The organism is Parahoeflea halophila (assembly GCF_900220985.1).
In the GTDB taxonomy this organism is placed as follows: domain Bacteria; phylum Pseudomonadota; class Alphaproteobacteria; order Rhizobiales; family Rhizobiaceae; genus Hoeflea; species Hoeflea halophila.
In genome coordinates this window covers 377,578-399,681 of record NZ_OCPC01000002.1, presented here as the reverse complement: position 1 = coordinate 399,681, position 22,104 = coordinate 377,578, and the positions used below count along the sequence as shown (strand labels likewise).

The following is a 22,104-nucleotide window of genomic DNA, read 5'->3' as shown; positions in this document are numbered from 1 at the left end:
GGCATTTCCATCGGCTTCACCGAGCCGTGATACCGGCCGGCCGATTATGCATCGAGACCGGACAATGCCTGATCCAGAACCGGGCCGGGAATTTCAATGAGTTGCGGGCCGGAAACATAGACCAGCGCAGCGTCGATCCGCCGCCCAGGATAAAGCGGCGAAAGCAGCGCGCGATAGATGGCGAGCTGGGAAACATGACCGGACGGTGGTTGCTCACCGGGTTGCGGCGCAAGACCGGTCTTGTAGTCCACGATCAGCACCCGGTCACCGTCGAGCGCGATGCGGTCGATCCGGCCCGAGACCGCGCGTTCCTCGCCTGCAACCCGCAACGTGCCCATGACGGAGACTTCGGCTTCGCCCGGCGCATCGAAGATCGGTGCAAAGGCCGGATCCTGAAGGACTGACAGCACCTGACTCTCGATGATCTGCCGCGATTCTTCCTGTTCTCCGGGCAGGGCGCGTGCGAGATAACGGGTGAGCACGGCCTGCCGTTCGGCTGCAGGAACGCCCGGCAAGACGTGAAGCAGGCGGTGGATCATGCTGCCGCGTTCGAGCGCTGCGGTCGAACCGGCATGGCCGCCGGCAAAGGGCGAACGGGTGGCCAGTTCGGCACTGTCCTCGAGCACGGCACTGACTCCTGAAGGCGCCAGCGGCCTGGGCAGGCGAGCAGGAGGCGGCAAGGGAGCTGCCGGGATGTGGATACCGCTCACGGGCGTCGTGGCGGCAAACGCGGATGCCTGTGGACCCCGGGATGTAGCCACCGGTTCTGCCACTCGGGTCCGGCAAAAGCGCCGGGCTTCGAAGGGTTCAGTGACGGCTTGGTAGACGACGTCCGAAACCGTGTAATCAGGCTCTCCGTCGGCGGCGCGCTCAAGCCCGGCGGATGCCAGCGAATGCCAGGTCGGTGTCCGGACTTCGCGGATGCCGCGATATCCGCAGACAACCAGCCGGTCCGCAGCCCGGGTCAGCCCGACATAGAGCAGCCGCCGGTATTCCTCCTCGGCCTGCTCACGCATTTTCTCGCGGACCGGCGCGATCGCCTCGTTCTCGTGACCCTTGTCGGGTAGCCAGACCGGCACGCTCGGCGGCTCGTCCGATCCGGGTCTTGGCGGCAGCAGCAGGAGCCGCGGCTGATGGCTGTGCTGGAATGCCTCGCCGCCGGAATCTACCAGAAACACGATCGGCGCTTCCAGGCCCTTTGCAGCGTGAACCGTCATGATCCGCACGGCGCCGGACTGGCCTTCCATCTCGCGCTTGATTTCCGGCGTGTCGGTTTCGAGCATGGCGAGGAAGGACTGCAGTCCCGGCAATCCGGCCTGTTCGTGGTCAAGCGTCAGGCCGAGAAACTCGTCCAGCACGTCGCCAACTTCATGACCGAGGCGGGCGAGATAGGCCCGGCGGCCACCATCGGGGCCGAGCAGGCTTGCAAAGAAATCATGCGGCGGCAGCTGTGCGGCACGGCTGCTCCAGCGCTTGAGTTTGGCAACCGCTGTCTCAAAGCGCGGGTCGGTTTCGGCAAGGTCGCGCAACCGCCGCCAGACCGACATGCCGTCAGGCCGCTGGGACGTCAGTAAAAACAGGTCATCCTCATCGAGACCCAGCAACGGGCTCTTGAACAAGGCTGCGAGTGAGAGATCGTCATCGCTCAGAAGCACGAAACGCCCCAGCGCGATCAGGTCCTGCACCGCGATATGATCGGTCAGACGAAGCCGGTCGGCGCCCGCTACCGGAATATCCGTGGTCGCCTTCAGGGTTCTGAGCAATGTCGGAACGAAGCCATCGCGCTTGCGGACCAAAACGAGGACATCGCCCGGCGCCACGGGTCGTATCTTCCTGGATTTCTGATCCTCGATCATCTCCTTACCGACCCAGTGCCGCAGCACATCGGCAATGCGGCGGGCAAGCTGGGCGGCGGGTGCGGACTCCGGCACCTCGTCAAAGGCCGCAGTCCAGTCGTCCTCGTCGCCGGTCTGCTCCCTGGCGATCATCGGCCAGATCTCGACCAGCCCGGGTGCCTGCAACCGCACGGTCTCATGGATCACCGGCTCGTCAGCCGACCCTATGCCGCGCAGCGCGTCGGCGCTGGCAAAGACATGGTCGACCAGTTTCAGCACCTCGGTGGAGGAGCGGAATGAGACGCGAAGCGAGACCTGCTCGAACTCGGCGTCCATGGCTTTGGCAAGCTTGGCGATCCGGCCACGCTCTTCGGCGAAGCGCTCGGGCCGGGCGCCCTGGAACGAATAGATCGACTGTTTTTCGTCCCCGACCGCAAACAGTGTCCGGGTCGCCGGCCGGGCTCCTTCGCCGGCAAAGAATTCATCTGACAGGGCCCCGATGACGTTCCATTGCAGCGGCGCGGTGTCCTGTGCCTCGTCGACCAGCACGTGGTCGATGCCCTGGTCTAGCTTGTAGTGGACCCAGGCGCTGGCGCCGCTTTTGGACAGAAGCGCTTCGGTGGCGCCGATCAGATCGTCATAATCCAGCAGCGCCTGCCGGGTTTTCAGCCGCTCGAACTCGCCCAGATAGCGCCGTGCCAGGTGAAACACGGTTACCGAAGCCGACAACATGTGGAGCCGCGCCAGCTTGTCGAAAACAGCGATTATCTGTTCCTGCGCTGCAGCGACCCGGTCGGTGAGGTCCGGAAACCGCTCAAGGACGGACTTCGAGGCAACCGTGCCGAGCTTGGCCGGAGCGCCTGATTTGGTGAAGAACACCTGCCTGAGCAGATCGAGCCTCGTATCCGGGTCTGGTTCGGAGCCGGCGGTGAGCAGCCCGAAGGAAAAATTGTACGCCTTGGAAGCGGATTTCGCCGATTCGGCAAACTCATGGACAGCGCGCAGGTACTCCACCGGCAGCGCCTCGAGCGGCCAGGATGTTTTGACAAGCGCTGTTTCATTGTCCTCAGGAGCGAGGCCAAGGGCTTGCCGGATCAGCGCTTCCGCGCCGGTCGCCGTCTTCGCCATGGCGTCAAAGGCAATATATTCGCGACGCCGCGCGTAAAGGCCCGAGATCAACTTGTCGAAACCGGCCTCACCGCCGACATCAAGCGCTTCAGTGACCGCACGCGCCAGTTCCGGGTGGTTTTCGAAGGACTGCGACGACATCAGATGACGGCGCGCCTCGGCCAGCAGCTCGGCTGCTTTCTGGTCGTCGAGCACGTTGAAATGGCCGGGAATATTGGCTTCCAGCGGAAACCGGTGCAGCACGGCTTCGCAAAAGGCGTGAATGGTCTGGATCTTGAGGCCGCCCGGCGTTTCAAGCGCGGTGGCAAACAGCCGGCGCGCGCGCACCAGCTGATGCGGCTCGGCTGGCCTTCCTTCAAGCTCGGTGATCCGCTCGGCGAGCGCGGCATCGTCGAGCCGTACCCATTCGCCCAGCGTCTTGAAGATACGGTTGGACATCTCCGCCGAAGCGGCCTTGGTATAGGTCAGGCAGAGGATTGCCGAAGGCCGTGCGCCGCGCAGCAAGAGTCGGATCACCCGGCGGGCCAAAACATGAGTCTTGCCGGAACCGGCATTGGCCGAGACCCAGGCCGACAATGTCGGCGTCGCCGCACGGTTCTGACGCAGCGTGGTGTCGGAAATGATCGCCTGGCTGGTTTGCTCAGTCATCGCCGTCACCTCCCTCGGCATCGACGGCGGTCTGCCATTCGGCGACCCGTGCCAGATGGTCGTATTCGCCGCCGAAATCACGGGCGCTGCGCGGGATCGCCCGGGACAGGAAACCACGCTTGCCCGAGCGCAGCAGCGCCACCAGCCGGCTGAACTCCTCGGCCGCCTTGTCTGCGAGATCCTGCGGCGCCAGAAATTCGTCGCGGCCCGGCTTGTCGGGATCGGTGTCGATGCGCTCGGCAAACGGCTCCCTTCCGGTCAGGCGGAGGTAGAGCAGGCTCGACACCGGCATCCTGCCGAGCCCGGAAAAGCCGCCATTGAGCAGCGCGTAGGCTTCAAGCGCCAGCTGCGGATCGAGCAGGATCCGCGCTTCCTTGCGCGAGGGCGTACCGCCGGTCTTGTAATCGATGATCCAGACGGTGCCGTCTTGGCGCAAATCGAGCCGGTCGGCCATTCCGGTGAGTTTGAGCCCACCCAGCGGCAGCTCCAGGCTGGCGCGGGTCTCGACGAGCGATTGCGCCAGGCCGGAAGCATGTTCGCGTTCCCAGTCAGCAATCGCCCCGGCCGCCTTGTCAAAGCGCAGGCGCCAGACCAGCGCGGTGGCATCCGGCAGTCCGGCAGCCTCGAAACGTCTTGTGGCGATGTCGCGAAGGGTATCAAGCGTGCGGGCAGCCGGGTCATGCCCGGCGACGAATTCCTCGAGGATCTCGTGGTAGAGCGTGCCGCGCTCGCGTGGTCCGGGGTCGGCGAGAAACGGCTCCAGCGGATCAAGGCCGAGAATCCGCCTTGCATAGATCGCGTAGGGGTCTCGGCGCAGTCTGCCGACTTCGGAAAACGAGTAGCTGCCGGGTTGAAGATGCGCCGGAGGGTGTGGCTCGGGCCGGGGCGATGTCGGGGCAGATGGCCCCTGATCAAGCCTGCGGGTGTGGGCGAGCAGGGCTTGGCCGCGAGTGCGGAGCATGGCCGCCGGTTCCGGCCCGATGACAGCCAGAAGCCGTTGCAACCAGCGCGAGGCGACAGTCGGCGCCTTGCCGGAGCGGAAGGAGCGCGACAGCACCACTTCGGGCGCGCCCATCGCCATCTGGAAGTCATGCGCGGCCTGGCCGATGCGGCGTTCGGGCGGTTCGAGCCCGACAGCTGCCTTCATCGCGCGCGACAGAAACGGATCTTCCTGACCGGCCTGCGGCCAGACGCCTTCATTCAGCGCCCCCATCAGAAGCGTGTCGACATGCTGCAGCCGGGCCTCGAGCGCACCCCAGATGGAGGCGCGGGGATGGCCGCCGACGCGCGGCTTGACCGTGCGGCCCGAGATCAAGCCGTCGAGGGCACCCAGCCACTCATAACCAGTCATTGACAGCATTGCGCCACTGTCGCGGGTTTCAAGCAGCACGGCAGCGAGGTCGGCCCCCGCCTCATCGCCCCACAGGGCCTCCAGCGTGCCGGTGTCGTCGATGCAGATGCGTTCGAGCGCATCGGCCGTCAGGGCAGCAAGCCGGCCGACCGGGATCTCTTTGGTGACGCCGGTGCCGTCGCGCTCGACCAGAACGGAGGTCAGCGGAGAAAGGGCATCGGCGGCACGGGAGGCGAAATCCCGGGCCTGCTCCGCCTGTTCATCGCTGATGCGGCTCAGCCACCCGCCCGCATGGCGATCATGCCGCATGGGCTCACGCCGGATGACCAGTGCTTCAAGTTCTTCAATGTCGGCCGATCCGCTGCCGCCACGCAGCGCGATCCGCTCGACATAACCGGCGCGGGCGCGAGCCTCGGACTGGCTGAGCCCGAAGCGTGCCAGCGGGTGCTTGATCAGGGCCGCGATGGCCACCGGATCGCCGGGCGCAAAGGCCACATGGACCGCGAGCCGTGCCAGGCCGCCCTGAAGGCTGGAGGTCAGGGGCGTGCCGCCCGAATCATTGGCTTCGATGCCGTAGCGCGCCAGTTCGGTGATGACGCGGCGGGCGAGATTGCGGTCGGGCGTGACCAGCGCCGCCGTCGGCTCCGCAAGACCGGGACGCGGTTCGAGCGCGCGGCGCATGGCTGCCGCCAATGCCGCGGCTTCCTCGCGCTCATTGGCGGCTTCGATCAGGCTGACGCTTTCAAAGCCCGGTTTCACCACCGCCGCATCCGGCAGAAACCCGGCCTCGCCCCAGGCTTCGGTCGCGATGGCCGGCAACAGGGCTTGGGAGACCAGCGTCCGGCGGACTGCAAGCTCAGGTCCGAGGCTGCCGATTTCGGGGATCTCGGAGAGCTGGTCAACGCGGAGATCACAGCTCTCAAGCAGCTTGAGCAGACCATATTGCGGGTGGCTGCGGATGGCGACATCGATCAGATTGCGGCCATCGGGCGATTGCCGTGTCATCGCGGCCTCTGCCAGACCCTGCCAATGCCTTGGCTGCATCGCGTGATCCAGCCCCGGCAGCACCACGGCCCCGTGCGGCAGCTTGGCCACCGTGGCAATCAGCCGGGCCGTGGACGGCCTGGTGCCGGTCGACCCGGCGACGATGACGGGGCGGCAGGCAGGTGAAGCGGCGAGGCTGCGGGTGAAGACGTCGAGCATCGCGTTGTGATGCCGGGCCGGGCTGGAGCGATGGATTTCCGCCAGCAGCGAGGGCCAGAACTCGCGGGCGATTTTCAGAAACTCTGCCGTCAGCTGCCACCATTGCTGCAGGTCGGCATCGGCAACCGCATCCAGCCTGGCAAAATCGCATTCCTCGGTTTCCACGGCCTGAATCAGATCCGACAGCGCGCGGCCCAGCCATATGGCATCGGCAGGATTGGCGGGTGCGACCAACGGCACGCCTCCCAGGTGATCCTTGACCGCCTGCGGCAAGGCCTGTTTCCAGGCCAGCACGAGATCGGCCAGACGCAGGGTGGCAGCCGTCTGCGGAATGGGCGGGTCGAGCGCCAGGGTTTCAGGATCGGCGGAATCGAAATACCCGGCATCGTCGTCGGTTTCGCCCAGGGGTCGAATGGACGGCAGGATCGCCGACCCCTTGCCGATCAGATCGGTCAGTTCGGAGCGCAGCACCCGCGCGGCGCGGCGGGTGGGGACGAACACCGTTGCGCCGGCCAAAGAAAGCGGATTTTCTGGTGAATAGGTGAGCCCCGGCACAAGTCCGCCGTCGATGATCCGGCCCGCCAGCGTGGCCAGGAAATCCACCCCGGGCGGGATCGTGACTATGCGGGGGGAGGCCGGCGTCACCGGACCGGTTCGCCGAGATAGCGGGCGCGGGCTGCTTCGGCCTCGCCGATGGCTTCGGGGGTTCCCACGGTGAGCCAATGGCCCCGCATCGGCATGCCGAACAGACGGCCTTCTTTCTCCGCCGAGTCGAAACAGCGGTTGAGAGAAAATTTCGGTTCCGTAATGTCCTCGAAGATGCGTGGATGCAATATAATCGCACCGGCATAGATGACCGGATCACCCTGGCCCCGGAAACGGGCGAGACGGCCATCCTCACTGAGAACGAAATCCCCCGCGCCGGTATGGCCGGTGGCCTGATCCAAGCGAGCGGTCATCAGCAGAATGTCCATTGATTCGGGATCGAAACGATCAACCATGCGGGTCAGGTTACCGGTGTCGCTGCCCGGTTCCTCGAGCCAGAAGGTATCGGCATTGAGCACCAGAAACGGTTCGGTCCCAAGCAGCGGCAAGGCTTTGACGATGCCGCCGCCGGAATCGAGCAGCTGATCGGTTTCGTCGGAAATCTCGATTGTCATGCCTGACTGCTTTGACAGCCAATCGGTCAGCAGCGGTGCGAGATAGTGCACATTGACGACGCTGCGGCTCACTCCGGCGTGCGAGAGCGCTTCAAGACCATAGGCGATCAGTGGCTTGCCCGCCACGTCGACCAGCGGCTTGGGCAGCGTCTCGGTGATCGGGCGCATGCGGGTGCCAAGCCCCGCGGCAAGGATCATGGCGGTGTCGATGGTCATCGGTACGGCGGTTCCGGTTTATGATTCGGTTTCGCCGATACCAGCCTTTGCGAACCAGTTGCGCAAGGGTTGCAGCGCCGGATGCTGCAGAGAAGTTGCGATATAGGCCTCGATCCGGGGCAGATGCCGCAGATAGCCGGGCTTTCCATCGCGCAGCTTGAGCCGGACAAAGATGCCCAGGATCTTGGCTGCGCGCTGGGCTGCCATGATGGCATAGGCCCGCCTGAAGTCATCCTCGCCGAAATGGGGATCATTGCCCCGGCGCGCTGTGACGTAACGGTCCAGCAGCCGATCGGCGAGGTCCTGATCGACCGTCACCCTTGCATCCTGGCACAGGGAGGCAACGTCATAGGCGGACGGGCCGATCATCGCGTCCTGGAAATCGATGATGCCGAGCCGGTCCAGTCCGGTTTTGCTGGAACGCCAGATCAGATTGGGCGAATGATAGTCGCGCAGCACGAGCGCTTTCTTTGCATCCTGCAGATCATTAAACAGCGCGCGCCACAGCGCGATATAGTCCTGCCGTTCCGCGTCGGGCACCGGTGTGCCGCGCTTGTAGGGCAGATACCAGTCGGTAAGCAGTTCGACTTCGATCTGCATCGCGCGGGGATCGTAAGCCGGCACATGATGCTGCGTTTTGCCGACCGGCAGCGCATCGGGAAGCGGTTTGCCATGCAGCGCAGCCAGGCAGTCGATCGCGACCATGTAGCGCTCCGGGTCCGGCTTGCCGTCTGCGTCAAGAACGCCGTCAGCGCCGAGGTTCTCGATCAGCAGGAATCCCTGTTCGAGATCTTCGGCATGGATTTCGGGGGCGGCGAAGCCTTGCGCGCGCAGCCAGCGGGCAATCGCGACAAAGGGGACGACATCCTCGGCCAGATGGGCAATCTGCGAATAGGGCAAGCCATCGCGGACCGGCGGACCATCGGGCTGGCGCGCTGCGTTCATCAAAATCAGTGGCTGCCGGCCGTCATCAGGGCGGATGGTCTCGTAGGTCCGGGTCGAGGCATCGCCCTGCAGGTGACGCCGGTTCACCGGTGTGGACAAATGCTGCTCAAGGAATGCGCGGGCGGCGCGGGAACGTTCGAGCCTGACAAGGAAGGCTTGCGGTGCGGAAACGGTAACGCTACGGCTTTCGCCGGAGCCGTCGAAGCGCAGCATCACCCGGTTCTCCGGCAAAAGCTCGAGCGCCTTCTCGGGCCATTCGATCAGGGCCACGCCGTCGACCAACGCGTCATCAAGGCCCAGCTCATCAAGCTCCTCCGGCGCACCGATGCGGTAGAGATCCATATGGGCGATCGGAAGCCTGAGATCATAGCTCTGAACCAGCGTGAAGGTGGGGCTGGGGGCTTCCAGCTGCGGATCATCGGCGATGGCGCGGATCAGGGCGCGAGCGAAGGTCGATTTTCCAGCGCCGAGATCACCCGACAGGCAAAGGCAATCACCCGGCTTGAGCACCAACGAAACGTCCTCGGCGAACCGCTCCGTTGCTGCCAGGTCGGTCAGATCCACGCACATGCGGACGGCGGTCACCGGACGTTACTCGGCCGCATCGCGGGTTAGCGGGCGCTGCGCGGGAAAGCGGCAGATGATGGTCGCGCCACCTTCCTCACCATTCTCGATGGAGACGCTGCCATTGTGCAGGCCGACAAAGCTCTGGACGATTGAAAGTCCCAGTCCCGCGCCACGGCGGCGCCCCGGCTGACCATTGGTCTCGAAGCGGGCGAAGACATCCTTGCGCGCGTTTTCGGGAATACCGGGGCCGCAATCGGTGACGGAGAAACAGACCGCATCTTCTTCCCGGGTGCAGCGCAAACGCACCACAGACCCGTCGGGGGCGAAATTGGCAGCATTCATGAGAAGCTTGAACAGAATCTGCTTGAGCCGCTGCTGGTCGCCAACCATCTCGGTTGGCGCAGTTGCAATGTCGATGTCCAACGACAGCTCATTTTCCTTCAGCCGGTCGGCGATCTGCTCGCCGGCCTCGGTAAAGAGCTCCTCGATATCGACGACGCCGGACTCGATGCGCATGATGCCGGCATCGACAGTCGCGAGATCGAGAATGTCGTTGACGATGGTCAACAGCACAGAGGAAGAGGTGGCGATATGGTCGAGATATTCGGACTGGCGCTCATTGAGCTCACCGATGCCAGGAGTCTGCAGCAATTCGGTAAAGCCGATGATGTTGGTCAGCGGCGAGCGCAGTTCATACGAAACATGCTGGACGAAATCGTTTTTCAGGGCATCGGCCTTGCGCAAGGCCTCGTTCTTTTCTCTCAGCATGCGTTCGGCACCGACACTGTCGGTGACATTGACGAAGGCAATCATGGTCTGGCCATTGGGCAGCGGCACGATGGCATAGTCAAGAATGAGCCCGGTGACGAGCTCGATGCGGCCTTCCCGGGTGCGGCGTTCGTCCTCGAATCCGGTTATTGCGCCGGCAAACAGTTTCCAGCCATCGGCATCGCGATAGGAGGACTCGCAGGCTTCGACGATGTGCCTGATATGGGTGCCGGGCTTGACCTGCTGCTCGTTCAGACCCCAGAGAGCGCGGAACGAGGGATTGGACAGACGGATCTTGCCATCAGGACCGAACACACCGACGCCTTCGGCAAGATGATCGATGGTTTCGCCCTGGGCCTGAAGCAGCGCATTGTAGCGGGATTCAAGGTCGACCTTCTCGGTCAGGTTCTCGAACACCCAGGTGACACCGCCCTGCGGATGGGCGTTGGCAAAGACGTTGAGGGTCTGGCCATCGGGAAGATGCCACAGATGCGGCGTCGCCTCGACCGAGCGGTAGACCGAGAGCATCTGCTCTTTCCAGTCGCGCCAGGCATGGGGTTCGGGCAGCTTTCCGTCGGCACGGAGCCGCTCGAGAAATTCGCCGTTGTCGGGCCGGCGGGAGAGGAAGGGGGTGTCGAGCTCCCACAGACGCTGGAATGCCTGGTTGTGGAACTGCAGCCGCTGGTCACGGTCGAAAATCGCCACTGGCGTGGCAAGGTGATCCAGGGTCTCGGCATGGCTCTGGATGGTGCGCTTGAGCTCCTGACGCAGATCCTCCTCGATCGAGACATCGAGCGCCAGCCCGGCCGTCCCTGAGGGTGTCTTTGCATCGGCAACTTCAAGGAAGCGGCGATGACCGTGGATGACGGTCGAGACCTTGTCAAGAAACGGCCGTTCCGGGGTGGCTGTCGCGCGCACCCGTTCGCGGGTGGCCGTTCCCAAGAGCTCCAGTCCGCGGTTGAGCGTATCCTGCCGGTCTTCGCCCTCGACGGCCTGGGTGTAAGCATTGTTGACCCAGACCAGTTTCGAATCAGGGCCGCGCAGCCACACCGGCATGTCGATGATGTCGAGCAGCGCCTGGAGCGTGTCGAGGGAGGTCAGCAACCGATCGCGCTCGGTGGTCAGTTCGGCCAGTTCGGCGCGGACCCCGGAAAGGGTGACGAAACGCACAAAGGCGCGCCCCCCAGAGACCCGGCCCTGGGCTTCAATGACATGGCCACGGGTTGTTTCGACAACCATGTCAAAACGTTCGGCATGGGTGCGGAGCCGGTCTATGGCCTCATCAAGGCCGGCGGCGGAGCGCGGTGCCAGCCAGCGGCCGAAGGCGAGAAACTGGGATGGTTTTTGCGGCGCCCCGGTTTCGGCGGAAAGCTGGCCAAGCACTTCAGCAGGCAGGCCGACGCCGTCCCACACGACGATCTGGCGGTCGCGGTCGACAATCAGGGCCTCATGGCGGGAAATCCTCGCATTGGCATCGGCCAGCGCGGCACGCAGTTCGATATTTTCGAGATCGATCTTGCCACGCTCGCGGATCAGCCAGATGGCCGAGATCATGGCCGCCGAAATGGCGCCGATGACCATGGCGAAATTGATCACGTCGAAGGAAGAGACGCCAGGTCCGGTAGAGGCGCTGCCACCGGTAGCCTGGGCCAGAGCGGGGAGCGCCGATGCGAGGTAACCGCCGCTGAGCAGCGCCGTCCCGGTCAGGATCCCGCGCCGGAACCCGTCAAGATGCCTGATCACAGTTTGTTTGAGTCCTCGCCGCCCCGTAAGCCCAAGTGAATCCGTCTTCACCGGCATGTCCCAGTCCCCTCGTGGTCTGTCTGACAAGACATCGCCAATCGTATGGCCCATCCGTTTGCCGCGCCGCCACAACGTGAAAACGAATCATGAGTCAAAAACATACCTGTTTCGCGAATCACGGTGAAGAGGACGCCGCGCAAAAAGAAACCGCGCCCTTCTTGTCAAGGACGCGGTCTCAATATCTTGTGGGTATCGATCGGAAAATCAGTACCTGTAGTGTTCCGGCTTGAACGGACCCTCGACCGTCACGCCAATGTAGTCGGCCTGCTCCGTGTTGAGCTGGGTCAGCTTTGCGCCGATCTTGTCCAGGTGCAGTCGGGCCACCTTTTCATCAAGATGCTTGGGCAGCACGTAGACCTCGTTCTTGTACTGATCGCCCCTGGTCCAGATCTCCATCTGGGCCAGCACCTGGTTGGTGAACGAGGCCGACATGACGAAGCTCGGATGGCCGGTGGCGTTGCCGAGGTTGAGCAGGCGGCCCTGGCTCAACAGGATCATGCGATTGCCCGAGGGCATCTCGATCATGTCGACCTGGTCCTTGATGTTGGTCCACTTGTGGTTCCTCAACGCCGCGACCTGGATCTCGTTGTCGAAATGGCCGATATTGCCGACGATGGCCATGTCCTTCATCTCGCGCATATGCTCGAGGCGGATCACGTCCCTGTTGCCGGTGGTGGTAACGAAGATATCGGCGGTCTTGACCACGTCTTCAAGCAGCACAACCTCGAAGCCGTCCATGGCTGCCTGCAGCGCGCAGATCGGGTCGACTTCGGTGACCTTGACGCGGGCGCCGGCGCCACGCAGCGAAGCCGCAGATCCCTTGCCGACGTCTCCGTAACCGCAGACGACAGCAACCTTGCCGGCCATCATGGTGTCGGTGGCGCGGCGGATGCCGTCGACCAGGCTTTCCTTGCAGCCATACTTGTTGTCGAATTTCGACTTGGTAACCGAATCGTTGACGTTGAAGGCCGGGAACGGCAGCAGGCCCTTCTTCTGCAGGTCGTAGAGACGGTGGACACCGGTTGTGGTTTCTTCCGAGACCCCCTTGATCGCATCGCGGGTCCTGGTGAACCAGCCCGGGCTCTGCTTCATGCGCTTCTTGATCTGGGCGAAGATGACTTCTTCTTCTTCCGACGTCGGAACCTCGATCAGATCGGTTTCGCCGGCTTCGACCCGTGCGCCGAGCAGGACGTAGAGCGTGGCGTCGCCGCCATCGTCAAGGATCAGGTTGGCGCCTTCCGGGAACTGGAACGAGCGATCCAGGTAATCCCAATGTTCGGCCAGGCTCTGGCCCTTGACGGCAAACACCGGCACGCCGCTCTTGGCGATCGCCGCTGCGGCGTGATCCTGGGTCGAGAAGATGTTGCAGGACGCCCAGCGCACATCCGCGCCAAGCGCTGTGAGGGTCTCGATCAGCACCGCGGTCTGAATGGTCATGTGCAGCGAACCGACAATGCGCGCGCCCTTGAGCGGCTTCTCGTTGCCGTATTCCTCACGCAGGGCCATCAGGCCCGGCATTTCGGTTTCGGCGATATCAAGTTCCTTGCGGCCATAGTCGGCCAGTTCGATGTTGGCTACGACGTAATCCTGGTTAGCGGTCATGAGATTTTCCAAAGGTTTCGGGATCCAGCCGGGACAGACTGAATTGCATGAGCGCTGCCATAGCAGGAAACCCGCAAAGTGGCAATACGATATAAAGATGTCTTTATGTGGGGTGCCTAGGCGTCTTCCCCGAAGCGATCCGCGATCAGCGCCTCAAGTTCGCTGAGGACCTCGCCGGCCTGGCGGCCCTCGGCCTCAACTTCGATGAAACAGCCGGTGCTTGCAGCCAGCATCATCAGGCCCATGATGGAGGTGCCGCCGACGGTCGATCCTTCCCGCGTCACCCGGATCTGGGCATCAAATGCCTCGACGGTCTGGACAAAGCGAGCCGAGGCACGGGCATGCAGCCCACGCTTGTTTATGATTTTGAAGGTACGCGACTGGACAGCGGAGGCGGAGGTCATTTGCCGGTCAGCAGACGGCTTGCAACATTGATGTACTTGCGCCCGGCGTCCTGGGCATCGGCGAGAGCCTTGGCCATGTCATTTGCGCCACGGACACCGGCAAGCTTGATCAGCATCGGCAAATTGACTCCGGCAATGACTTCGATGCGTCCTGAATCCATCACCGAGATGGACAGGTTGGAGGGCGTTCCGCCGAACATGTCGGTCAGAATAATGACACCATTGCCGTTTTCGACGCGCGACACGGCACCCACGATATCCATCCGCCGCTGGTCCATGTCATCTTCCGGGCCAATGCTGACGGTTTCAAGAGCAGTTTGCGGTCCAACGACATGCTCCAATGCATGCCTGAACTCCTCCGCGAGCTTGCCATGGGTGACAAGCACCAATCCGATCATTTTGCCTCCAGCAGCACTTGGCCAGGGTGATTGATCACCTGGACATGCCGATTGCTTCGCAGCTGCGAACAGTTTGAAAAATCATCTTGGACAGATGCAGGCGAAGTTCAAGCCAAAAATCGACGAGGAACCACCAATTTTGACTGGCACGGCCCTCAGCAGCCGGAAAACAGCTGCGGACGGGCGGCCCGAATGCGCGCGAGCGGAGACCCTGCGCCATCGTGCCACAGACGCAAAAGCGGCATTGAGGCGCCGTTGCACGAAAAAGTTTCATCTTCTGGGGGGATCCGCGATGCAGCCGAGGCGTCGCCGAGACTGACCGCACAGTGCATCAAGGCCCGATCGATGCAGCGGACAGGGACGATTCCGGTGCCGCGCAGTTCCATCATCCCGCGGATCGGCTCCGGGCACGAGGCAATGCAATGATCGCCGTGGATTGCGAGGCAGGTCCGGTCATCGGCAATCAGCGCAGCGTACCAGCCCAAAGCCCAAGCCTCCGCCAGACAGCTGAACGCGATGCCGGTCTTGCCCGAGCCCGAAGGCCCGAGAAACAGTAATCCGGCCTGGCCGATGACGATCGATGTCGCATGAATGGTTTGCCGGGCTTCAACGGACAGGGCAGTCATTGTGTTTCGGCAGGCAGTTCGATGATGAAGCGGGCGCCCTGCCAGGCGCCGAGCTCTTCACCGGGGATGTTCTCCGCGGTCAGTGACCCGCCATGGGCTTCAATGATCTGGCGGCTGATCGAGAGTCCGAGACCGGAGTTCTGGCCGAAATCCTCGCCGTCGGGCCGGTCGGTGTAGAACCGCTCGAATACGCGCTCGATAACCTCCGCACGGATACCCGGGCCATTGTCCTCGATGAGCACCTGGACAATGCCGCGGCGGCGGCGAAGCCGTATGGTAATACGGCCACCGGTTTCCGGCACGAAAGACCGGGCGTTTTCAATCAGATTGGTGACCACCTGCCCCAGTCTGAGATCATGGCCCAGCACGGTGAAGGCAGCCTTGCCGGTGCCGCGCTTGTCGATTTTCAGGTCAATGGCGACTTCCTTGCCGCCGGAGCGGGTCTGCCGGGCGATGTCGGCGAGGTCAGTGAGAAGCTTGCGCATGTCGACCGCAACGCCATCCTGGCGCGCCAGCTCGGCATCCAGCCGCGAGGCATCGGAGATATCGCTGATCAGGCGGTCCATGCGGCGGACATCATGCTGGATGACATCCATCAGCCGCTTGCGGGAGTGTTCGTTGCGCGCCAGCGGCAGGGTTTCGACCGCGCTGCGCAGGGAGGTAAGCGGATTCTTGAGCTCGTGACTGACATCGGCGGCAAAGCTTTCGATGGCGGCAATCCGGTCATAGAGCGCATTGGTCATGCCGCGCAACGCCACCGAGAGATTGCCGATCTCGTCCTGCCGGTCGGAGAAATCAGGGATTTCCTCACGCGCCCGCCCGCCACGGCGGACCCTCACGGCGGCCGCCGACAGGCGCCGGAGCGGCGTCGCGATGGTGCTGGCGAGCAACAGTGACAAGACGATGTTGACCATGGCGGCGACGCCGAACACCCGGAAGATGGCCATTCGTTCGGCATGGACGATCTTGTCGATATCGCCGGCCTGGGTCGAAAGCAACAAGACGCCCAGCACCGCACGGAAACGCTGCACCGGGACGGCGACCGAAACGATCAGCTCCCCCTTGTCCGTCACCCGCACAACGGCACCGCGGCCGCCGGTGAGGGCGTTCATCACTTCGGGATAGATCGAACCATCGGCGCCCGGCGGCTCACGATAGAGCGGCAGATCGCGGCGCTGGAACAGGCGATTGAACCAGGTGGTGACCATTTCGGTCCAGCCGGGCGAGACCGCTTCAGCCGGCGGCAGGTCATAGCGCAGCACCTGACCGCTGGAATAGAGATAGCGCGAATCCAGGATCAGGCTGGCATCGTCGTCATAGATCCGGGCTCGGGTCCGGGTTGGCGATATCAGCCGGCGGAGCACCGGGGCAACGCGCTCCGGGTTGATGGGAAAATCGAGATTTTCGTTGGAATTGGTGGGCGAAATGCTCTGACCCGCCTGCAGTTCGAGCAATTTCTCCGGATCAATGGTGATGGAATTGGTGTCCACCGAAGCCGAGGCGGCTACGGCACCGGCAATGATCTCGCCCTGGGTCAGAAGGCTTTCGACCCGGGCGTCGATCAGGCCCTCGCGAAACTGGTTGAGATAGAGAATACCCGAGACCAGGACAATCAGCGCGGCAAGGTTGAGAAACAGGATGCGGCGGGTCAGGCTTGAAAAGATCAGGTGACCGAACAGCCGGCGGAGCAGCTTGAGCGGATGAGCCCAACTGGTCAGGGTCCGGATATCGGAAGGTCCCGTGTCCTTGCCGCCCGCATTGTCCTCGGTTTCAATGCCCATGTTCGCTTATTGCCAGATCCCGCAGCCTGTGAAGATGGCGGGGGACGTCATGCCGCTTCCTTGAACCGGTATCCCACGCCGTAGAGGGTTTCGATCATGTCGAAGTCATCATCAACCATCTTGAACTTCTTGCGCAGACGTTTGATGTGGCTGTCAATGGTGCGGTCGTCCACATAGACCTGCTCGTCATAGGCAGCATCCATCAGCGCATCACGGCTCTTGACCACACCGGGGCGCTGGGCCAGCGACTGCAGGATCAGGAATTCGGTGACCGTGAGTGTGACCGGCTCGTTCTTCCAGGTGCAGGTGTGGCGTTCCTGATCCATGACCAGGTTGCCGCGCTCAAGCGATTTTGTCGGAGCCGCATCCGTCCGTCCCGGCGTTGTCGCCGCAGCGGCCTCGCGGTTGGCTGCTCGGCGCAGCACCGCCTTGACCCGCTCGACGAGCAGCCGCTGCGAAAACGGCTTGGTGATGAAATCATCGGCTCCCATCTTGAGGCCGAACAGTTCGTCGATTTCTTCATCCTTGGAGGTAAGAAAGATTACCGGAAGATCCGACTTCTGGCGCAAACGGCGCAGGAGCTCCATCCCATCCATGCGCGGCATCTTGATGTCGAAGATCGCAAGCTGCGGCGGGCGAGCCTGCAATCCATCCAGTGCGGAGGCGCCATCGGTGTAGGTTTCAACACGATACCCTTCTGCCTCGAGTGCAATCGAAACAGAGGTAAGGATGTTGCGGTCGTCGTCGACGAGCGCGATTGTCTGCATGTCTGTCGTCTCCATCATCGTCTTGCACATCTCCAGGAAGTGCCCCCGCTTGTCCGGATATGCCGTCTGCAACGCCATCTCCGGATCCCGTGGTCACGTCCTTGGGGATAAAGTGAGAACAAAATGTGGCACAGTTCCAGTCTCGAGTCATTCCTTCATTGAAGAGGGGTAAGCCGGCCACTTCGATTGAAACGATTTAAACAAGCGCACATTTTTTTAAATCGATTAATACTCTGATTTCATTCACTATTTTTCCAACTACATGTTGTTTTTTAAAATCCTCGTCCCTATGGTCCGGCGAAATTTGAACCTGTCCTGCGCTAGTACGAAAAGGAATCCGACATGAGTGAGGATTTGGGAGTGCGTAATCCGTCTGCTGGAATTGGCCTGTGCGGCCTCAACACCACCGGCACCGTGCGGTATAACACTGGCGAGGCAGAGCTGATCGAACTGGCCGTGGCGAATGGCGAGGCGACGCTGACGGCTCACGGTGCGCTTCGGGCGCTGACCGGCCAGCACACCGGACGCTCGGCCAAGGACAAGTTCGTGGTCCGCGACGACACCACCGAGAACCAGATCTGGTGGGACAACAACAAGCCGATGACGCCGGACGCGTTCGACTCGCTGCATGCCGACATGATGGAACACGCCAAGGACCGCGATCTTTTCGTCCAGGACCTGATCGGCGGCGCCGACGAAGACTATGCGCTCAACTCCCGCGTGGTCACGGAATTTGCCTGGCACGCCCTGTTCATCCGCAACCTGCTGATCCGGCCGGAGCGTGCAGCGCTTGCCGACTATGTGCCGGCTCTGACCATCATCAACCTGCCGTCGTTTCGGGCCGACCCGGCACGCCATGGCTGCCGCTCCGAGACCGTCATCGCGGTCAACCTGGTTCGCGGCCTGGTGCTGATCGGCGGCACGTCCTATGCCGGTGAAATGAAGAAATCGGTCTTCACGGCACTCAACTACCTGCTGCCGGCCAAGGGCGTGATGCCGATGCATTGCTCGGCCAATGCCGGACCCGAAGGCGACACGGCGGTGTTCTTCGGTCTTTCGGGAACCGGCAAGACGACGCTGTCCGCCGATCCGAAGCGAACCCTGATCGGCGACGACGAACATGGATGGGGCGAGCACGGCGTGTTCAACTTCGAAGGCGGCTGCTACGCCAAGACGATCAGGTTGTCACGTGAAGCGGAGCCGGAAATCTTCGGTACCACCGAGCGCTTCGGCACCGTGTTGGAGAACGTGATTCTGGACGAAAACCGGATTCCCGATTTCGACGACGGCTCGCTGACTGAAAACACCCGCTGTGCCTATCCGCTGCACTTCATTCCGAATGCCAGCGAGACCGGTCGCTCGGGCCACCCGCACAACATCATCATGCTGACGGCGGATGCGTTCGGCGTCATGCCCCCGATCGCCAGGCTGACACCGGAACAGGCAATGTACCACTTTCTGTCGGGCTACACGGCCAAGGTAGCGGGAACGGAAAAAGGTGTCACCGAACCGGAAGCAACGTTCTCGACTTGCTTCGGTGCCCCGTTCATGCCACGTCACCCATCGGAGTATGGCGATCTGCTGCGCAAGCTGATCAATGACCACAAGGTCAATTGCTGGCTGGTCAACACCGGCTGGACCGGGGGCGCCTATGGCGAAGGCCAGCGCATGCCGATCAAGGCGACGCGGGCTTTGCTCAGCGGCGCGCTCGACGGTTCGCTCGACACGGCCGATTTCCGGACCGACCCTAATTTCGGATTTGCCGTACCGGTGGACGTCGAAGGTATCGACAGCGCCATTCTCGATCCGCGTTCGACCTGGGCCGACAAGGACGCCTATGACGCCGCCGCCAACCGGCTGGTCAGCATGTTCGTCGAGAACTTCGCCAAGTTCGAAGCCCATGTCGATGGCTCGGTGCTGGATGCGGCACCCGGCTTCCAGGCCGCCGCCGAGTAGGCTTGCGACATCATTGCCGCGATCTTTGACGGGCCCCGTTGACCCGGCGGGGCCTGTCGCGCATCTTCGGCCGGGCCAACCCCGGAAGGAGCTCTCGCCATGGCCGAAACTGTTGCGCTAACGCTCGCCCGGAAAACCGATGCCGAAATGCAGGCCGAAGCGCAGAAATTCTTCGAGTTGATGCAGGCGCGCCGGACGGTGCGGGATTTTTCACCTGATCCGGTGGATCCGGAAGTGATCCGGCTGGCCATTCGCGCAGCGGCGACGGCGCCGTCTGGCGCCAACCAGCAGCCCTGGAGCTTTGTCGCGATCAGCGACACCGAGACCAAACGCGCCATCAGGCTGGCCGCGGAAGCGGAAGAACGGGCGTTCTACGAAGGAAAGGCCGGAGAAGAGTGGCTGGGCGCGCTGGCGCATCTGGGCACCGACGCCAACAAACCGTTCCTGGAGACTGCTCCCTGGCTGATCGTCATCTTCGGCCAGCGCTGGGGCAACGATCCGGAAGGCCGCAAGGTCAAGCACTATTATGTGCCCGAATCGGTCTCCATTGCCATCGGCCTGCTGATTGCCAGCCTGCATTCGGCGGGACTGGCAACGTTGACGCACACCCCCTCGCCGATGGGATTTCTCAACCAGATCTGCGGACGTCCCGACAATGAAAAACCGTTCGTGCTGCTGGTTGTTGGCCACCCGGCCGAAGGGGCGCGGGTTCCGGCAATCAGCCGCAAAGCCGAGGAGGACGTGCTGTTCTGGAAGACCGCGCCATGAGCGCCGATCCGCTTCACGCAGCGCGCGACATCGTCATTGCAGGCTGGGAGTTGACCGAGAGCTTCATTCGCGCTTCCGGCCCCGGCGGGCAAAACGTCAACAAGGTGGCGACGGCGGTGCAATTGCGCTTTGACATCCGCAATTCGCCCTCGCTGCCTGAACGGGTCAAAAGGAATGCCATCAGACTTGGCGGCAGCCGGGTGTCGAAGGATGGCGTCATCATTATCGAGGCCAACCGGTTCCGGACCCAGGAACGCAACCGGGCCGATGCGCGCGAACGGCTGGTGGAGCTGATCAACCAGGCCTCGGAGCCACCACCCCCGCCGCGGCGCAAGACCAGGCCGACCAGAGGCTCGGTCGAGCGCCGTCTTGCAGCCAAGACCGGACGCGGCCAGATCAAGAAAACCCGCGCCAAGGTGCGCGACGAATAACGTTCAGACAGACCAGCTCATTGACTGGTGAAAATCGTGTTGCTCAGTCGCAAGGCGCTTTCCACCGCTTCCTCGCGATAGAGCGGCCAACTCTGGGTCAGACCCTCGATGACCAGCGTCAAATCCACTTCCCGCCCGGTGAGACCTGTGGCGGACACGGCTCGGTCGGCAACTTCCGCCTTGTGCCGCTGAAGCAATGCTCTCAACTCGGGATCGTGCGGTGAGGAGGCAACAGCTGCATGAAACAGGCATCCATGCGTGGCCTCTTTCTGCATCCAGCCGGCAACCCGGCCGATTATCTCAGGCAGCGCGGTACCGGGGTCTTCGGGAAGCCCATCAAACAGGTGGGCGATGTAGCGGCGGTGCCGGTGTTCGAGCGCGCTTCGCACCATCATCTCCCGCGAGGGAGTGTATTTGTAAAGCGTCCGCAGGCTGACGCCGGCGGCATCGCGCAGGGCCTCGACACTGGGCTCGGCAAAACCGTGACGGGAAAAAGCCTTTTCCAGCCCGGCGGCAATCTTGAGTTCCGTAGCATTCATGCTTGACGATGTAGAGCGTTCCCTCTACCTACGCAAGTAGAATGAACACTCTACAGGAAACTCGGACATGACACACCCAGCCACAATGCGCGCCATGACGCTGACCGGTCATGGCGGACTGGAAACACTGGAATGGCGCGAGGATATGCCAGTCCCTGAGCCGAAATCGGGCGAAGTGTTGATCAAGGTGGGTGCAGCTGCCGTCAACAACACTGATATCAACACCCGCACCGGCTGATACTCCAGAGGCGTCCGCGGCGACACGGCGTCCGGTGCAATTGAGGGTTACGACGCCTCGGCAACCGCAGCCGGGGGCAGCTGGGCAGGCAAACCACTGTCATTCCCGCTCATTCAGGGTGCTGATTGCTGCGGCAGGATCGTCGCGGTCGGGGACGGTGTGGACGGGGCCAGGATTGGAGACCGTGTACTGGTACGGCCCATGCAGTCCCGTCCCGGAGTGGATGGTGACAGGGTGACATTTACCTTCGGGTCTGAATGCAATGGAGGGTTCGCCGAATACACCATTGCTGCCGCAGATGACGCAGTCAAGGTGAACTCCGAGCTGAGCGACGTTGAGCTGGCAAGCTTTCCATGCGCCTTCTCGACAGCCGAGGGGATGATCCAGCGCTCCTGTCTCAATGCAGAAAAGGTCCTGATCACAGGGGCATCCGGCGGGGTCGGCTCGGCCGCGATCCAGCTTGCCATGCGGCGCGGTGCGCATGTCACCGCCCTGACAAGCGCAGCCAAAGCCGCTGATTTGCGCGCGCTGGGTGCGGATGAAACGATTGATCGCGATGCGCCACTGCCTGCTGCTGCTTTCGACGTGGTGCTTGATCTGGTCGGCGGGCCGAGATGGCCGGACCTGATCGACAGCCTGCGCGACCGGGGCCGTTATGTGACCTCCGGCGCCATTGCCGGGCCGATTGTCGAACTGGATCTGCGCACACTCTATCTCCGTGATCTGACGCTGATCGGCAGCACCTACCAGCCGACAACCGTGTTTACCGACCTTGTTCGCTATATCGAGAAAGGTGAAATCCGGCCGCTGCTGGCTGCCACGTATCCGCTTGAACAGCTGCGCGCGGCACAGGAAAAATTTCTCGCCAAGTCCCATATCGGCAAGATCGGAATCACGGTCCCGGGTTGATTCTGCGGGGCTGGCCGAAGCAATTGTGTCTTGGCGCGGAACCGCCAACCATTCACGACCG

At 62.7% G+C, this 22,104-nt stretch carries 17 protein-coding genes; 5 read left to right on the top strand and 12 right to left on the bottom strand.

Annotated features, from left to right (window positions below; all coding sequences use genetic code 11):
- Nucleotides 1–44 precede the first annotated feature (44 nt).
- The 11 genes from addA to CRO46_RS09260 form a co-directional block, all read right to left on the bottom strand.
- Nucleotides 45–3,611: a double-strand break repair helicase AddA gene (gene addA, locus CRO46_RS09310; protein ID WP_244577836.1), complete on the bottom strand. Its 3,567-nt coding sequence runs from the start codon at nucleotides 3,609–3,611 to the stop codon at nucleotides 45–47.
- Nucleotides 3,604–6,810 (bottom strand): double-strand break repair protein AddB, encoded by a 3,207-nt coding sequence (gene addB, locus CRO46_RS09305; RefSeq protein WP_097107183.1) that lies wholly within the window; start codon nucleotides 6,808–6,810, stop codon nucleotides 3,604–3,606. Before addB ends, addA begins: the two co-directional genes overlap by 8 nt.
- Nucleotides 6,807–7,541, bottom strand: a complete 735-nt coding sequence (locus CRO46_RS09300) for a nucleotidyltransferase family protein (RefSeq protein ID WP_097107181.1) — start codon at nucleotides 7,539–7,541, stop codon at nucleotides 6,807–6,809. Before CRO46_RS09300 ends, addB begins: the two co-directional genes overlap by 4 nt.
- 18 nt (nucleotides 7,542–7,559) lie before the next feature.
- Nucleotides 7,560–9,056, bottom strand: a complete 1,497-nt coding sequence (tsaE, locus tag CRO46_RS09295) for a tRNA (adenosine(37)-N6)-threonylcarbamoyltransferase complex ATPase subunit type 1 TsaE (protein ID WP_097107180.1) — start codon at nucleotides 9,054–9,056, stop codon at nucleotides 7,560–7,562.
- Between the two features lie 21 nt (nucleotides 9,057–9,077).
- Nucleotides 9,078–11,663 carry a sensor histidine kinase gene (locus CRO46_RS09290; RefSeq protein WP_425479261.1) on the bottom strand — a complete coding sequence of 862 codons (2,586 nt, stop codon included), beginning with the start codon at nucleotides 11,661–11,663 and terminating at the stop codon, nucleotides 9,078–9,080.
- A 165-nt stretch (nucleotides 11,664–11,828) separates the two neighbouring features.
- A complete protein-coding gene (gene ahcY, locus CRO46_RS09285; protein ID WP_097107176.1) occupies nucleotides 11,829–13,226 on the bottom strand; it encodes an adenosylhomocysteinase in 1,398 nt (465 codons plus the stop codon).
- Nucleotides 13,227–13,342: 116 nt separating this feature from the next.
- Nucleotides 13,343–13,630 carry an HPr family phosphocarrier protein gene (locus tag CRO46_RS09280; protein WP_097107175.1) on the bottom strand — a complete coding sequence of 96 codons (288 nt, stop codon included), beginning with the start codon at nucleotides 13,628–13,630 and terminating at the stop codon, nucleotides 13,343–13,345.
- Entirely contained in the window at nucleotides 13,627–14,028 is a 402-nt protein-coding gene (locus CRO46_RS09275) for a PTS sugar transporter subunit IIA (RefSeq protein ID WP_097107174.1), read from the bottom strand. Before CRO46_RS09275 ends, CRO46_RS09280 begins: the two co-directional genes overlap by 4 nt.
- A 155-nt stretch (nucleotides 14,029–14,183) precedes the next feature.
- A complete protein-coding gene (locus CRO46_RS09270; RefSeq protein ID WP_097107172.1) occupies nucleotides 14,184–14,654 on the bottom strand; it encodes an HPr kinase/phosphorylase in 471 nt (156 codons plus the stop codon).
- Nucleotides 14,651–16,435, bottom strand: a complete 1,785-nt coding sequence (locus CRO46_RS09265) for a sensor histidine kinase (protein WP_097107171.1) — start codon at nucleotides 16,433–16,435, stop codon at nucleotides 14,651–14,653. Before CRO46_RS09265 ends, CRO46_RS09270 begins: the two co-directional genes overlap by 4 nt.
- A gap of 47 nt (nucleotides 16,436–16,482) precedes the next feature.
- Complete coding sequence (locus tag CRO46_RS09260) at nucleotides 16,483–17,202, bottom strand: response regulator transcription factor (protein ID WP_097107689.1); 720 nt, start codon at nucleotides 17,200–17,202, stop codon at nucleotides 16,483–16,485.
- A 342-nt stretch (nucleotides 17,203–17,544) separates the two neighbouring features.
- Here CRO46_RS09260 and CRO46_RS09255 point away from each other — a divergent pair, with 342 nt between their 5' ends.
- The 3 genes from CRO46_RS09255 to arfB all read left to right on the top strand — a co-directional run bounded on the left by CRO46_RS09255 (nucleotide 17,545) and on the right by arfB (nucleotide 20,357).
- On the top strand, nucleotides 17,545–19,158 hold the full coding sequence (locus tag CRO46_RS09255; protein WP_097107169.1) for a phosphoenolpyruvate carboxykinase: 1,614 nt from the start codon (nucleotides 17,545–17,547) through the stop codon (nucleotides 19,156–19,158).
- Between the two features lie 99 nt (nucleotides 19,159–19,257).
- Nucleotides 19,258–19,926, top strand: coding sequence for a nitroreductase family protein (locus CRO46_RS09250; protein ID WP_097107167.1), 669 nt, complete (start codon nucleotides 19,258–19,260; stop codon nucleotides 19,924–19,926).
- Nucleotides 19,923–20,357, top strand: a complete 435-nt coding sequence (arfB, locus tag CRO46_RS09245; RefSeq protein WP_097107165.1) for an alternative ribosome rescue aminoacyl-tRNA hydrolase ArfB — start codon at nucleotides 19,923–19,925, stop codon at nucleotides 20,355–20,357. Before CRO46_RS09250 ends, arfB begins: the two co-directional genes overlap by 4 nt.
- 17 nt (nucleotides 20,358–20,374) lie before the next feature.
- Here arfB and CRO46_RS09240 read toward each other — a convergent pair whose 3' ends face one another.
- Nucleotides 20,375–20,896 (bottom strand): TetR/AcrR family transcriptional regulator, encoded by a 522-nt coding sequence (locus CRO46_RS09240; protein ID WP_097107164.1) that lies wholly within the window; start codon nucleotides 20,894–20,896, stop codon nucleotides 20,375–20,377.
- 67 nt (nucleotides 20,897–20,963) lie between these two features.
- Here CRO46_RS09240 and CRO46_RS20305 point away from each other — a divergent pair, with 67 nt between their 5' ends.
- The gene (locus CRO46_RS20305) at nucleotides 20,964–21,134 is read left to right on the top strand and encodes a hypothetical protein (RefSeq protein ID WP_342170837.1); all 171 of its coding nucleotides are present in this window, start codon (nucleotides 20,964–20,966) and stop codon (nucleotides 21,132–21,134) included.
- A gap of 39 nt (nucleotides 21,135–21,173) precedes the next feature.
- The gene (locus CRO46_RS09235) at nucleotides 21,174–22,043 is read left to right on the top strand and encodes a zinc-binding dehydrogenase (protein ID WP_342170891.1); all 870 of its coding nucleotides are present in this window, start codon (nucleotides 21,174–21,176) and stop codon (nucleotides 22,041–22,043) included.
- Nucleotides 22,044–22,104 lie beyond the last annotated feature (61 nt).

What these genes read in the sequence shown, in the direction of transcription:
- addA (WP_244577836.1), bottom strand. Translation starts at nt 3,611, where the DNA reads ATGACTGAGCAAACCAGCCAGGCGATCATTTCCGACACCACGCTGCGT.
- CRO46_RS09300 (WP_097107181.1), bottom strand. Translation starts at nt 7,541, where the DNA reads ATGACCATCGACACCGCCATGATCCTTGCCGCGGGGCTTGGCACCCGC.
- tsaE (WP_097107180.1), bottom strand. Translation starts at nt 9,056, where the DNA reads ATGTGCGTGGATCTGACCGACCTGGCAGCAACGGAGCGGTTCGCCGAG.
- ahcY (WP_097107176.1), bottom strand. Translation starts at nt 13,226, where the DNA reads ATGACCGCTAACCAGGATTACGTCGTAGCCAACATCGAACTGGCCGAC.
- CRO46_RS09280 (WP_097107175.1), bottom strand. Translation starts at nt 13,630, where the DNA reads ATGACCTCCGCCTCCGCTGTCCAGTCGCGTACCTTCAAAATCATAAAC.
- CRO46_RS09275 (WP_097107174.1), bottom strand. Translation starts at nt 14,028, where the DNA reads ATGATCGGATTGGTGCTTGTCACCCATGGCAAGCTCGCGGAGGAGTTC.
- CRO46_RS09270 (WP_097107172.1), bottom strand. Translation starts at nt 14,654, where the DNA reads ATGACTGCCCTGTCCGTTGAAGCCCGGCAAACCATTCATGCGACATCG.
- CRO46_RS09265 (WP_097107171.1), bottom strand. Translation starts at nt 16,435, where the DNA reads ATGGGCATTGAAACCGAGGACAATGCGGGCGGCAAGGACACGGGACCT.
- CRO46_RS09260 (WP_097107689.1), bottom strand. Translation starts at nt 17,202, where the DNA reads ATGCAGACAATCGCGCTCGTCGACGACGACCGCAACATCCTTACCTCT.
- CRO46_RS09255 (WP_097107169.1), top strand. Translation starts at nt 17,545, where the DNA reads ATGAGTGAGGATTTGGGAGTGCGTAATCCGTCTGCTGGAATTGGCCTG.
- CRO46_RS09250 (WP_097107167.1), top strand. Translation starts at nt 19,258, where the DNA reads ATGGCCGAAACTGTTGCGCTAACGCTCGCCCGGAAAACCGATGCCGAA.
- arfB (WP_097107165.1), top strand. Translation starts at nt 19,923, where the DNA reads ATGAGCGCCGATCCGCTTCACGCAGCGCGCGACATCGTCATTGCAGGC.
- CRO46_RS09240 (WP_097107164.1), bottom strand. Translation starts at nt 20,896, where the DNA reads ATGAATGCTACGGAACTCAAGATTGCCGCCGGGCTGGAAAAGGCTTTT.
- CRO46_RS20305 (WP_342170837.1), top strand. Translation starts at nt 20,964, where the DNA reads ATGACACACCCAGCCACAATGCGCGCCATGACGCTGACCGGTCATGGC.